Consider the following 14,202-nt stretch of genomic DNA (forward strand, 5'->3'; position numbering starts at 1 on the left):
TAGCAATTTGATCAAAGTGCAGCTAGTGGATAGGCGTAAGGCAACGAGCTATGCAGGAGAAAATAAGTGCTTCTGCTTGACGGTCAAAAGAAGGTTAGTTGGAACGCTTGAATAATTTGCTCCACCGCCATGAATTAGCCTGCTCCTCCGGGAGCAGGTATCCGCATTTTCGAGCAATCCGGTTCATTCCGCGAATCTGGCTGACGGCCGCAGCTTGAGCGCCCGTTCGCTCCCTGCCGCAAAAATAGACAAATCCATTCGGATCATCTCCCGAACGGCCGGCCCTCCCCGCCATCTGAACCAGCGAGGCCTCGTCAAACAACCGCCCGTCCGCGTCCAGAATATATACATCGCTTCGCGGAATAGTTACCCCCCGCTCCAGGATGGTTGTGGTGACCAATACTCGAATTCCGCTTTTGCGGAATCGGCTTACTTTGTCAGCCCGGTCCGGATCCTGGGACGAAGTCCCTTCGACGGCGGATTGCTTAAGCAGAACGCTTAGCAGCTTGGCCATCGGCTCAACCTGCGAGATCCGCTGGACGAATATAAAGAGCTGAGCGCCACGGTTTAGGGAATGATTAAGGGCTGTGAGCAGCGCTTTCGGTATTTTTCTCGTCTGAAGGAGCTTTGCGACGGACGGCGTGCGAAGCAGAACCGGAACGGGCAGCGGATGTCGATGGTAGCGAACAGGCACTCTGGCATGGGGCAACTGGCCGGATTTCACCCGCCGCTGCAGCTCGGTTGGAGGTGTGGCCGATAGCAGCAGCTTTGGGGCATGCGGCGCGCGGCTTTTATCCGCCGCGTAATGCAAAATCGGATCGCCGTGGTAGGGATACGCATCAAGCTCATCGATAATGACGAGATCAAAAGCTTGATGGAACCGCATCAACTGATGCGTAGTTGCCAGCGTAATGTCTCCCTCTTCCCAGCGCTGCTCGCTGCCGCCATATAAAGTAACGACCCGTGCCTGCGGAAACGCCCTGCGGATGCGGGGATCCAGCTCAATGACAACATCGCGGCGCGGAGTGGCGATCAGCGCCCGCCCGCCGCGCGAGAGGACCGACTCGACCAGCGGGAATATCATCTCCGTCTTGCCGGCCCCCGTGACGGCCCAGAGGAGGAACTCCTTATCTTGTTGGTGCTGGTATGGCTTAGTTGGCGCTTCGATGAACTGAAGCGCCGATTCCGTGGCGGCAGCTTGTGCGGGGCTTAGCTGCCACTTGTGCAGGTCGGCCGGGATGGAGCCGTCGGCCTCTAATAGAAGCGCCGGCATGCCAAGCACCAGCAGCTCGCATTCGCGGCTGCGCCCCATGGTGAGGCATGCCGAGCAATAGGCGCACATGCGCCCGCACGCTGCGCAAGGCGTGCGGTGCATGTGCGCTTCGCCGCTGCCGCATCGCCTGCAGCGGCACTCGCGCCGCCGCCGGCCGTGCTCGGCGGCGACAGCGCCCGCGAGGCGCAGCCAGCCTAGCATCTGCGCCAATTGCAGTGCGCCGCCCATATCGGCGGCGGCGCCCTCGAGCAGGGCGTGCGCTTCGCTGCGAAGCAGCGCACGGCCCTGCATGGCCGCGGCGGCCTGCTGCGCAGCGGCCGCCAGGGCCTCCCGCGCGCGAGCAGCAGCGCGCGCGGTGCCGGGGCTGGAGCCGCCCGCGTCAGCGGCGGCTCGCGCCCACCGCCGGGACCGCAGGCTGGCATCGCCAGCAGCCTGCGGGCCCGGCCCTTGCATTGGCGCGCCGGCTTCGCGGCGCGCCTGCTCCACGCAGGCCGCGAGCGAAGCCAGCGGCCCGCCGCCACTACCCGCACCGCTGCTGCCCCGCGAAACACCGCTCCCAGCACCGCACTCCCAAAGCTCCACGCATCGAATCGCATCCCCTAATGGCAATGCCTCCTCCCATAGCCAGCCTTCTTCCGCCCGCTCCCCTCTTAATCTCATTTCGACCGCTTCATTCCGCGCTTTATCCTTATTTCTCATCCCGCCATAGCGACTATCTACTAACCTAACAGCTTCCGCTAGCCCCTCCTCCATCCAAAACAACCGGTCCACTTCCGGCGCGATCGTCATCTGAGCAGACCACCCCCCGCCAACATGCACGACATACACAAAAGCTTTCAATCGTTTCCCTCCCCGCGCACGCAAAAAAGCACACCTCAATGATGCCATTGCATCATCGGGGTGTGCTTCACTCCGTGCTTCCAATTAACTTCCATTATAGCTCAAAACGGCATTTTCGACAAATCCGATGGATTTTGCAAATCAACAAGAATAGCCTGGTCCGGCTTGCTTACAATCCCTTCGTTTCTAAGCATCCATATAAGACCTGCCGAATCGTCATCCGATTGTGAGCGCTTTCGATCCTTCAAACCTTCATCCGCAAAAACCGTAATATTCCCGTTCTCCCGCCGAAGACGGTCAACAATCTGAGCGGTCTGGTCAGCCGAATCATTATCCACAACCGTAAGCTGAACATCGGTTCCCATTCTGCGCGAATAGGAAGAAAACTGGCGTAAAAACATTTCCATCTTCATATGCTGATCATGAGCGACAAGAACATAATGCTTGCTTTCGCGGACTTTGCCCCGCCTGAGCCTATAAGCCACATGCACCGATGCGGCGGCCAAAGCATAACAGCCTATCACAAGAAGAAAAATCGCAATCAGGTCGGCCACCTCCTCTTTGTGACAATATATGCCGTTATGAGCCCAGTGGTTACGGACATAAGGACAAGGGGGACAAAATGTGTGATCGACATGCCTCTGCGTCTATTGTAAAATAAATACAAATGAAATCATGCGTGTGAAGCACACCGCTCTTATTCCGTTACCAACGGGAGGGCCGTGTGCTTTTTTTATTTTCCAAAGGAGTGATTATTCTGGTTAAGGTACTTGAAGCCCCATATGAACACTGGTTGCAAGCTCAGCTTCAATCCGGTGGCAGCGAACGTAGACGCAGATTATCCGAAGAGCGTCTTGCGGAGGGTTTATTTCTTAGGCAGGTTTGGTGGCCAGCTATTGGCCAGCTTGATCATTTGCATGCAGAATACGAGGTGGATGACTACAAGGACGGTCAGCGATTTCTCGATTATGCCTTTCTTCGCGAGCCCTACAAAGTTTGCATCGAAATTGACGGATACGGTCCACACTTCCGTGATGCTGACCGCAGACAGTTCGCCGACAACCTGATGCGACAGAACCATCTTATCCTGGACGGCTGGTTAGTGATCCGCTTCTCCTATGACGACATCAAGAGCAAGCCGCGCCAATGCCAGCAATTTCTTCAGCAGCTGTTCGGCAAGCTATACAGTCTTACGCCTGATACGAAACTATCCCTGCAGCAAAAAGAGATCCTTCGCTACATACAACTTGTCGTAAACCAGTGACGCCAAAAGATATAAGCCTATTACTATCAATTAGTTCAAAATATGCCCGCAAACTGTGGTTAGTTTAAATTATTTACAACCTGCAAACGCCACTGTCCATCGAGTCCATACCTACAAGTTGCACACCGCTACTCCTAGAGTCTAACTAGCTCAAGTTCAATCTTCTCTTTGGATAAGACCCTACCAGGGTCTTATCCATCCGCGACTCCACCTTTTCCCTGCTCCCAACCGCCACTTCCCATACGATAAAGCCCTGCCAGGGTCTTATCCCACCTACACTAGCTACTCACTTACCCAATAAGACCCTCACAGGGTCTTATCTGACCGTCACCCAGCCATATTCTCTCTCCCAACCGCCAACTTTCCATTCGATAAAACCCTGCCAGGGTCTTATTCCAACCAAACTAGCTAGTTTCTTACCCAATAAGACCCTCGCAGGGTCTTATCTGCCCACCACCCCGCCATATTCACTCTCCCAACCGCACTTCTCATTCGATAGGACCCTGCCAGGGTCTTATCCCACCCAAACTAGCTACTCTTTTCCCCAATAAGACCCTCGCAGGGTCTTATCGAGTCCTTCGGGCCGATGTCCTGCCACCCATCCCCCAGAAAACACAAAAAATCCCGCGTCTACGACACGGGACTCTATTATGCACCTGTAACCAGACCTGATCTGACTTCGGCCGCCTGATGGCGGGCCGCTTTTCACCGGGTTCCTGCCTCTCGCATGCAGCTTTGGTCTGCCCTCGATCGAGCCCCTCGCCTCCTGCGCGCCGATTAGGCCCAGCGCACTTCGCGTGTGAAAAAAGCTAGCCCGGCTACAGCGTTACCCAGCCATATTTGATGGATTGAATAACCGCTTGCGTGCGGTCGTCAACCTCCATCTTTTGCAAGATGCTGCTTACATGGTTTTTAACGGTTTTCTCGCTAATGAACAAATACTCGCCAATCATCTTATTGCTCTTGCCTTCCGCCATAAGACGCAGCACTTCCGCCTCGCGGCGAGTCAGCGGATTGTCTTCGCCCGCTATAAACTTCACGCCTGGCTCCATGCCAGCCGCAGCGCCCGAAATCACGCCCATCTCATCGAGGTAAGTCATGCGGCGGAGCTGATTGATCAGCTTGCCAGTCACCTTCGGATGAATATAAGCATGTCCGTTCACGACGGAACGGATCGCGTTAATGAGCGACTCCGCTTCCATGTCCTTCAGCAAGTAGCCTGTAGCTCCTTTGCGGAGCGTCTCGAATACATAGCTTTCGTCGTCATGGATAGACAGAATAATGACTTTTACATCAGGGAAAATCGTCTTCAGCCTCTCGGTCGTTACAACGCCGTTCTCGATTGGCATGTTAATATCCATTAACACGATTTCCGGAATCGTGTGGTTGCAAAACTCGAGCACTTGTATGCCGTCTCCGCATTCCCCAATGACCTCGAGATCGTCTTCCATGTTCAAAATCCGTTTAAGTCCTTCGCGGAAAAGTTGGTGATCATCCGCTAGCAATACTTTTATCTTGCGCTTACTTCCCGGCGCAGCCTGGTTCATCGTCATCTTACTCCTTTCTACTCTCTACGGTAATTGGGATGTTGATTATAATCTTCGTCCCTTGTCCTAATTTTGAGTCGATTTCCATCCTCCCTTCAAGAAGATCCACACGCTCGCGCATGCCAATCAAGCCGAAAGAAGAGTTGTTCTGCGCATGGGCTTCCGCCTGCTCGCTATGGAATCCAATACCGTTATCCACGATCGTAATCGTGACCGTCTCTGTCGTAAAAGCAACCTCCAGCGTAACAAAGGATGCTCTTGCATGCTTCTGAGCATTGGTGAACGCTTCCTGAACGAGACGGAAAACACCAGCCTCCATGGCTGACGGCATCCTGACTTCTTTACCGTTAAGCTCAAAGATTGTCCGGATCTTTGTCTTATCTTCAAAGTCGTGGGCGAACTTGCGTAGTGCAGGTACAAGACCCAAATCATCCAAGGCCATCGGACGCAGGTTGAAAATAATTTTTCTTATTTCCTCCAGTCCGGAACGAACCTGACCTTTCAGATCTAATAATTCGTCCTGCACCATTTGAAATTCCTTCTTTAGTAGCATTCTTTCCACAATTTCTGTTCGAAGCACGATATTGGCAAGCGATTGAGCCGGTCCGTCATGAATTTCGCGAGAAATTCGCTTCCGTTCCTCCTCTTGCGCCACGATGATTTTTAGACCTATCATCTGTCTCGTCTTCGCCGACTCCAATATGCGCGATACCTGGTTCAGGTCGCCGGACAAATACTGGAGCACCACATTGATTTGCGAGGCAATCGTCTCCGCCCGCTCGATCGACTTCTCGACATTGCGGACCCGCTTCTGCAGATCGTCCCGGCGAGTTTTCAAATACGCTTCCTTCTCCCGGTAGACCATCAGATCGAGCTGAATTTGAGTCGCCTTCTCATAGGCGGTTTTGATGTCCTCTTCTTTATATCGAACAAAGTCTTTGCTAACTTCAGTCAGCCGAATGCGAGCGCGCCGGTAGTCCTGCTCCAGTTGGTCTACTCTTTCGATTGTCGTTAACGTTTCCGCCAGTACAATCTCGAGCTCTTGACCAAGGGATTCAAGCTCCTGGCGCGCCGATTCGCATATTTCGTAAATTTGCAGTTTGCTGTCCTCCATGACGGAGATCGCATTCGTAATCACTCTATTAATATCGACTATGTGCTGGTCCAAAACAATCGGCAACCTTTCTTAAATTCTAAGAATATATAAGTTTCACCTTATAAATAGCGCTTAGAATTCTCGGAATGAAACACTACCCGCTCTCCAAGGAAAGCGAGGCCGTTTCACCTGGTTAAAGGCTATTCCCCTTTATCATAACACAGGTTGGTTGCCGCTCGTCCACCATTAATCGATGGCAATCTTTTTCGTTTTGTTATCGTAGGTGACCTTTAGACCCAATTTTTCGGAAACGAGACGGATCGGAATCAACGTTCTTCCGTTCTTGATCATTGGAGCAACTTCCGTCTGGGAAAGCGCGCCGTTGATATTAATTTCCTTTTTGCCGATGACCATTTCAAGCATTTTGGAACCGTTTAGAACAGTTACGCGATTGAGCTTATTGTCCCATTTCAGGGTAACGCCCATCGCATCGGTAACAAACCGAATCGGTACATAAGTCGTACCGCCCGTCTCGAAAGGAGCTACCTCCATGACAATTGTCTTGCCGTTGGAAACAGCCGACTTTTTGCCGATCGTCATTTCGATATGGCCCTTAGTTGGTGTTGTCGTGGAAGACGCATATTGCAACTTGATGTTATCAATGCCTACCGCGCCTGTTGCGGCACGCTCATCCTGACCGTCCGGCGTTGTTACCACGTAAACGCGCTTCAGCTTAACCGGATACGCCATTCCTTTGGCAGACAAGTCGGCCTTAACCGATTTCCAGCCTGTCCAGTCAAGCTGCTTCGCCAGGTCTACGAGGTGGACCGTGCCGTTGGCATCCACGAATTCGGCACGCAGCCAGTTAAGGCTCTTATCGCCGTATACGTCCATTGTCATCGATACCGGCGAGCCGTCGATCGATTTTCCGGAGCTGCCGTTAAACTGCGCGTATACCGCTTTTGTACCGGTTCCGGCACTAAAGTCATAGGAAATTTGCAGCGCTTTGCCTGACGTTTGGCCCGGAAGGTCCGTAACCAGCTTCACGCTTCCCGTTGTTGTCGCAGCAGGCGTCACCTGCGGATTAATCGCATAGGATACATTTTCGAATGTCTCAAACGTTTTCTCGGAACCGCCCTGCGTGAACGGAAGCATGGTCCCATAGCCGTCGTAGCGGCCAATCGCGTAGCCCGTTGTCGTGCCCGGATTGACGGAGTTAACCGTAAGAGTGTCTCCGCTTGTTGTTGCGGTAAAACCAGTGAACTCCCATTGCAGCGAGTCGCCGGTCAGCTTGTAGGTTTTGCCGTTCTTCAAGGTAACTTTTACCGGAATGGACACCGTTGCGCCCTTCGACAGGACGCCTACCGCCGTATCGAGCTTCAGCTCCGCAATCTGGTCTTTGCCGATAACCTCAACCGGATAGGTAGCCGTTACGGAGCCAGATTTTACCGTAATGTTGGTTGTGCCCGGCTTGGAAGCCGTAAACGTATTGCCGCTGAACGAACCAACGCCCGTAGTGCTGCCCCAGCTTGCATTCGTTCCGTCTACCGTATAAGGATTGTAATACGTATCATAGCCTTTTACCGAGAAGGTTGTCTTTTGTCCGACAAAAAGAACGTTCGAACCGCTAATCGCAATCCCTTTCAGATCGCCTTGCGGTGCCGTTGTGAATACCCCAATCGAATTGGAAATGCTGCGCTGCGTTGTATCGTATTGCGTGGAATGAGCCAGACGAAGCGAAGTCTCGCCAAGCGGACGCTCAATCATCGTTGTTGAACCGCCGCCGTCGAGGTTGATCCCTTTGTATACGCCAAGCTTCACCATCACCTGCTGCAATTCTTTCAGATTAAGCCCCGTGCTGTCACCGTAGTCCTCGCTTGTGATCAGATAAACCTTTGTACCGTCCTTGGAATAACCAACCGCCGTACGGGATACGTAGGAAGAGCCGCTTACACCCGTAATATCGCGGGAGAAAGTCGCAGCCGCACCGTTATTTACGAGAATCGTATGTCCGCCTACCAGCATTTCAAAGGACGTAGGATCTACCTTTTGCCCGGATGTGGCGGATACGAGCGAGTAATCGGATGTTACGGACTGGCCAACCTGCAAATGCTCGAGAATAAATTGTGCCGCAGTCCCGTGACCGCGCAGGATATAACCGTCTGCCGGGATCGCCCCGGTTAACGGCTTGCCGTCCGAAATTTGCTGAACAACTCCGTTTACGACAAGGGCTTCCGTTGGAGTCGTAGACGAGTTCTTAGGGCGCTCCGCGCCGCCCCAGGCGCTATTGTAAATATAGAGAGCGTTAAGATGGCTGTAGTTCGAGGAACCGCCCTCCGGAATATAAGCGGACTGGTTCAGCCCTGCCAGCGTAAAGCTGGAGCCGTCTGCGGACGTCACTTTACCGTCGAAGGTATAGCTGTCGATGACCGGCTTGCGGTCTTTGGTCACGGCAAAAGCGTACATGCCCTTAATTTGCATCGGGCTGGTCATAAGCGTTCCGCTTGTAACCTGCGCGCCCATTGGCGAGCCTTCCGTTGTTGTGATAAACACGTCGGCGTTGATGCCCGCAACCGCGCCGTTCTCTTTCGTCATATTCATAACCGTATTCAGCTTGCCTACGGTATCGTTCTTGCCGCTCATCGTGTTCAAGTTCACATAAGGATTGGTGAGATCGACTTGAATGACATGGATATTCGCTTTAGCAGCTTTTCCGCTGCGTGTTGTCGTCCAGAGATAGTCCATTCTTTGCGCGCCAGCCGTAATATACGACTGTTGAAGAAGCTTGAGGGATGGCTCTGCCGTAGCAGCAGCCGCTGTACCTGCTTGGAACGGATTCAAGTCTAAAGATATAGCTGACGAGACTGGCTGAGCCAGCAATGTGCCACCGATTACGACAACCGCGATCTTTTTGCCTAGACTTCCCGTCTGCCGGACTTTGCTGTTATGTACCTTACTCATCGTTATAGCAACTCTCCTAATCTATTAATCTATCTATTATAGACTATTAGAAGGGGAGAAAAGTTCCGAGTATAAAAATTTCTTAATAAAAATGGGAGGATAGTCGTGCTGTAGTGTGGTAAAAAGGTAGGGTAAGGCTGCGAGAAAAGGTCATTCTTCCGATCGCTGTTGCAGACGAATTCTTTCAATTATAACGATGCTATCGTTAGAATTCGTCCTGCAAAGGCGAGCACTTAAAAGCTTTCTGAAAGAAAGCTTCTTCGTAAGCTTATGCTTTTCTCCAGAATGACCTTTTCTCTCCGCCCCTCTGCCTGCCCCATCCCCCAGCACTTGGGGGGATGGCCGAAAGAAAATAGGTCATCGTGTGGGCCTACTACCACCCACTGATGACCCACAGGTTCTATCTCTTAAGGCCCCTAGGGCCTTAACTAATTCTATTTACTTTTTTCCACACTTAAGGTTCCTTGGGGACCTTAACTTCCCGTGCTACCCCACGGTTCCACCATTTCCAGCATCCTCTAGGTCAATAAGACCCTAACAGGGTCTTATCCACTCCAAACTAGTTACTTTCACTGCCAATAAGACCCTCGCAGGGTCTTATCACGTACATCCCCGCCATTTCCTTGCTTCCGTCAGCCATCTCCCGATTAATAAGACCCTGCCAGGGTCTTATCCACTCCAAACTAGCTACTTTCACTACCATTAAGACCATTGCAAGGTCTTATCACACCATAATCCCCACCGGCCCAGAAGACAGAAATAGCCCCGTCGCTGCGAGAATATCTGCGACGGGGCTCAAAATTTAAATCATCCTAACAGATCTACATACTCGAGCAATCGTTTGATCATAACGATCGCTTCGGCGCGAGTAGCGTTTTTGGTTGGGCCGAAGGTGGTTTCGGTCTGGCCGGTGATAACGCCCATATATACGGCTTTAGCCAGGTCGCTTTTCGCCCAGGACGCTACTTTCGTCCGGTCACTGAATTTGGACAGGTAAGTCGTTTCCGACTGTGGAAGCGAGATCGTAACCGCAGCAGCCTTTGTCGCGCGGGACATCATTACCGCCATCTCCTGGCGGGTAATCGGACTATTTGGCTTAAACGTACCGTCGGTATTGCCCATTACGATGCCAGCTTTGGAAGCAGCGCCGATATAAGCGGCTGTAGCGGTTCCTCCTGCAACATCCTTGTACTTCGAAGCATCGCTCCGGCTTCCGGACAAACCGAGGCCTCGAACAATATACGCCGCGAATTCCGCGCGGGTAATGGAGCTTTGCGGATCAAACTTCGTTGTGGATCCCGAACGGCCTTCGATAATGAATTTGTTCGACATCATCTTGATCGTTGAACCCGCCCAATGCGAGCCGATATCGGTAAACTTCGATGAACCGCTGACCAGAGCATAAGAGCTGTTGCCCTTCCGCTTGAACGATACCATATTCGTACCGTTCTCCGTCGAGAATGTGGTCGGTACGTACGACAGCTTGCCGGTTTGCGGATCCAGCCATACCACTGCACTGTTCGTAGCATTCACGGACGTCAGAGACTCAAAGCTCCGTTTCACATAGCCGCCAAATTCCGATAGATTCTTTTCGGTCGTCCCATTCACGACCGAGGTCTCGAACGTGATCGGCGTCGACAAGAGCGATGCTCCTGCTTTGCTGATCGCCGAAGCCAGGCCACTGGTGTTCGAGTTAGAACCTTTTTCAATCTTAATCAATAGGTTGCCTGTTGTAGAGCTGGACCCGATCAGGGAAGCCATACTCTTAAAGGCCAGTGCGCTAAGCGGAATCTCATACGAGCTTGTTCCGTACTGTACGACGAGGGACGACCCGTTACTGGAACGGTAAGCCGTCTCCAATACCGTTAACGGAACGGCCACAACTGCCGCTCTCTCGGAGCTTGGCACCTGGAAAACAACGCGCGCATTGCTGATTCCTGCGCTTCTTGCTGACGTATAAGCGGTAGAAAGCTTATCGGCTTGGATCGTATAACGGGTAGTCGTATAGCCGGCAGGCGAAATATCCGATGTCTGCGTGGCCATTGATGTCGTTAATCCAATACCTCCACCGCTTGCTTCTTCATAACCGCCTGGCAGCGAATCAATAAGCGTCGTCTGATTGGCTACCGTCACATTCGTAAAGCTGTTGATAACCGTGCCGTCAGACGTGCGCAGGCTGTTAGTAGAAGTTGCGTAATAAGTAACGGTAACCGCATCGCCAACGCCTGGCGCTTTGGCGAGGGTCAATACGACGGTATTGCCGCTGACGGTTATATTAGTAGCCGGGTCCGCCGAATTATTAACCTTCACCGAGAAGTACGCGGAGGAAGGTACATAGGAAGAGCTGAGCGTTTTCCAGAAGGACAAGGTCAATTTGGTTCCTTTGACAACCGCCCCGTATAACCCGGTATCCGAAGACGAACCGTTTCCTACCGAAGCCGTTGCATTCGTAAAGGCTGCCGCTTCATTGCCGGACAAATCAGCCACAGCTGTGTATAACTTGGAATAAGACACCTTCACCGATGAACCGGATGGAATATCCGGACTTACCGTAAGAAGGACCTGTGAACCAGAGACGGATACTTGCGTTACGCTGCGCAGCGAATTGTTAACAAGCACGCTGTACTGGCTGGTTGACGGTCTTCTAGCTGAATCCAACGCTTTATTATAAGTAATAATGATGGACGAACCGTAAGCGTCAATGGTTTGCACCGTCGGCAGCGATGTATCTACCGTGCTTGATAAGGAATAATTGCTGAAATTGCTTACCTTGTTGCCTGCTGCATCCTGCAGCGGGTAAGATCCGGCGCTGTAGGATACTCTAACGCTCGAGCTTGAATCGATTGAAGTATTCACAGCTAGGATAACTTTATTTGCCGTGCTATACACAGATGTTGGCGTGTAGTAATTACCCCCAACATAGACGCTGAATTGTGAATAAGCATAGCTGCTGACCGAAGCCAGATTTTTCGAGAAGATCAGAGTTATGATCCCGCCTGCAGCGGTCCCTCCCGTCAGTTGAGGCAGGGTTGTGTCCACTGCGGTAGTTACCGTCTGGGAAGTCAGGCTAAGCGCCTGGTTGCCCGAAAGATCCCGAATGCCGAGAGTTGCAACAGATGGCTTGGAATACGACAGCTTCACTTGCTGCCCGTCCACGATGTTGCTGGACAATGTCAACGTAACCTTTGGTCCGGACACCGAAACGCCGATAACGGAGCGGTATGCGCCATCAACCGTGATATAGAAGCTTCCTGCTGTAGGAATCGAATTATCCATCAGATCTTCGTTATAAGTCATCACAATCGTTGATCCGTTAGCTTCCAGCTTCGATATCGCCGGAGGAGTCGTATCTCCGCCAAGCGTCTTGAATGCCCATTGATATTCGTTCTGAATACCGTTAAACGTATTGCCCGCAAGATCGGTTACCGCATCCGGGTCAATAACGACATAATAAGCCGTTCCTGCCTGCAGAGCCTGGTTTGGCGTAATAATGAGTTTCTTGTTGTTCAGCGGATCTACGGAAACCGAAGTTCCTACCGAAGGTGTCGCGCATTGACTGCTGGTACTGCTCACGCACTGAATCCAGATCTGTCCGCCGCCCGGTTGTACGGCTTCGCTAAACGTGGCGGACATAGTCCCCTTAGGATCAGCCGAGGTTGAACTATTAGCCGGTGAAGTAGCGACCAAGGTCGGCTTCACATTATCTTGCGTAACCGTAAATCTCCAGCTGGATGAACTCGTTAACCCGTCATAATACAATCCTACACCGTCTTTAAAAGCACGGCTTCCGACAGTGACGTAGTATGCCGTATTATTCACAAAAGCTTTTGCGGCCTCGCCGCCGTAAGCGCTTGTTGCGTCAATGGTAATCGTGTCCGTACCGCCGCCGGATACCCGGCCCGAAGTAACCGGAATGGAGCGGAACAACGTGCCGCTTGTTACTGTACGGATCTCGATCGTGCCGCTATCCTGGAAGACAGGCTCCGTAAACGTTAATACGAGCTTGCCTGTTGTAGCGGTTAGAATACCGCCTGCTGTTGGCAAGAGGCTTTTAAGAGCCGGCTTGGTTGTATCATTGCCATACCCGGTTGTAAAATTCCACGCCGCAGCATTAGCAATTCCCGGGAACGGATAATTAAAGCCCGAATCCGTCTCGACAAAAGCTCCTGCATCCACAAGTACATAATATGAAGTATTCGCGTTAAACCTAGGACTTGCCGGCAAATTAACGGTTGCTGTCGCTCCCGTAATCGCCACTTGAGACGAGCTTGTTTTGATTCTGGCAAAAGTCGTGTTGTTCTTCACGTCTCTGATTTCAATATACTTTTCGGCCCCGGCCGCAATGTTATGGTCAAACGTCATGGTCAGCTTATCCGTCAGGACAGATACAGAGGTCGCATAATTGGCGGGCGTAACCGTGACGATATTAAGAGGAGCAAGGTCCGTACGGAAGCCCCAGCTTACATAAGAAGCTCCACCCAATTCCATGGCATTGCCTGCAGCGTCCTGAAAAGCGGTTCTAGGGATCGTAACCGAATAGTCGGCGTTGGAATCCAGCGGAGTATTGGGCGTAATCGTGATGGTGCTTGTACCGCTGCCTTGCACCATGCTTGAGGTTACCGGAATATTTTTCGTATCCGTTACGCTGCTTAGCGTCACGCTGCCGCTTGCCGCATAGACAGGCTCGTTAAACTGAAGAATTACTTTACTGTCCACAGCCACTTTGGTTGCGCCCGAATCCGGCGACTTCGCAAGGATCGACGGCCCCGTTGTATCGACAACCGCTGCCGTTCTGAAGTTCCATGTTGTCGCACTGGAAATACCGGCATAATAAGTACCGTTGGATACGTTGGCAAAAGCGCCGTAATCAATCAACACGTAATAATCCGTATTTACATTTAAGATGGCATCCGGATTAATGGTTGCCGTGCGGCCTGTCGCATCGAGTCTGATTTTGTAGGAAGACATCGGAATGCTCTCGACAATATCGCTTGTATTGTAGTTATAAATGGTAATAACGGCTGAATCGGCGCCTTTTGTAACGGCCTCATCAAACGTCAGCGTCAAATCGCTTGCAGGCGTAACCCCAATTGCATTATCCGCTGGACTCATGCCTACAACGATAGGTCCGCTTGATGCAGCTTGTGCCACGCGAGTGTCCCCTGACCAACCCGAAAGAACGAGTTGGAGCACTAATAAGACAGCTATCATGAAACTTAAT

General features: G+C 52.0%; 7 protein-coding genes. 1 reads left to right on the forward strand and 6 read right to left on the reverse strand.

Annotated elements, in window-relative coordinates:
- Positions 1-94: 94 nt before the first annotated feature.
- Both ACR9FF_RS28100 and ACR9FF_RS28105 read right to left on the reverse strand, forming a co-directional pair.
- On the reverse strand, positions 95-2,026 hold the full coding sequence (locus ACR9FF_RS28100) for a DEAD/DEAH box helicase (RefSeq protein ID WP_435167133.1): 1,932 nt from the start codon (positions 2,024-2,026) through the stop codon (positions 95-97).
- 188 nt (positions 2,027-2,214) lie between these two features.
- Positions 2,215-2,667, reverse strand: coding sequence for a hypothetical protein (locus ACR9FF_RS28105; RefSeq protein ID WP_116393607.1), 453 nt, complete (start codon positions 2,665-2,667; stop codon positions 2,215-2,217).
- A 170-nt stretch (positions 2,668-2,837) separates the two neighbouring features.
- On the opposite strand from ACR9FF_RS28105, the gene ACR9FF_RS28110 reads away from it, so the two are divergent.
- Positions 2,838-3,377 (forward strand): DNA-binding response regulator, encoded by a 540-nt coding sequence (locus ACR9FF_RS28110; RefSeq protein ID WP_435167136.1) that lies wholly within the window; start codon positions 2,838-2,840, stop codon positions 3,375-3,377.
- Positions 3,378-4,195: 818 nt separating this feature from the next.
- On the opposite strand, the gene ACR9FF_RS28115 is transcribed toward ACR9FF_RS28110, so the two are convergent.
- The 4 genes from ACR9FF_RS28115 to ACR9FF_RS28130 form a co-directional block, all read right to left on the reverse strand.
- The gene (locus tag ACR9FF_RS28115; protein ID WP_127499480.1) at positions 4,196-4,924 is read right to left on the reverse strand and encodes a response regulator; all 729 of its coding nucleotides are present in this window, start codon (positions 4,922-4,924) and stop codon (positions 4,196-4,198) included.
- A gap of 7 nt (positions 4,925-4,931) precedes the next feature.
- Positions 4,932-6,092, reverse strand: coding sequence for a sensor histidine kinase (locus ACR9FF_RS28120; protein WP_127499483.1), 1,161 nt, complete (start codon positions 6,090-6,092; stop codon positions 4,932-4,934).
- A 174-nt stretch (positions 6,093-6,266) separates the two neighbouring features.
- On the reverse strand, positions 6,267-8,981 hold the full coding sequence (locus ACR9FF_RS28125; RefSeq protein WP_435167139.1) for a stalk domain-containing protein: 2,715 nt from the start codon (positions 8,979-8,981) through the stop codon (positions 6,267-6,269).
- A gap of 807 nt (positions 8,982-9,788) precedes the next feature.
- Positions 9,789-14,132: an Ig-like domain-containing protein gene (locus tag ACR9FF_RS28130; protein ID WP_435167141.1), complete on the reverse strand. Its 4,344-nt coding sequence runs from the start codon at positions 14,130-14,132 to the stop codon at positions 9,789-9,791.
- Positions 14,133-14,202: the final 70 nt, after the last annotated feature.

Origin of the sequence: Paenibacillus glycanilyticus, assembly GCF_051200795.1 — a bacterium.
GTDB classification, from domain to species: domain Bacteria; phylum Bacillota; class Bacilli; order Paenibacillales; family Paenibacillaceae; genus Pristimantibacillus; species Pristimantibacillus glycanilyticus.

Excerpts from the sequence above, each read along its gene's own strand:
- ACR9FF_RS28100 (WP_435167133.1), bottom strand. The coding sequence starts at position 2,026 with ATGGAGGAGGGGCTAGCGGAAGCTGTTAGGTTAGTAGATAGTCGCTAT.
- ACR9FF_RS28115 (WP_127499480.1), bottom strand. The coding sequence starts at position 4,924 with ATGAACCAGGCTGCGCCGGGAAGTAAGCGCAAGATAAAAGTATTGCTA.
- ACR9FF_RS28125 (WP_435167139.1), bottom strand. The coding sequence starts at position 8,981 with ATGAGTAAGGTACATAACAGCAAAGTCCGGCAGACGGGAAGTCTAGGC.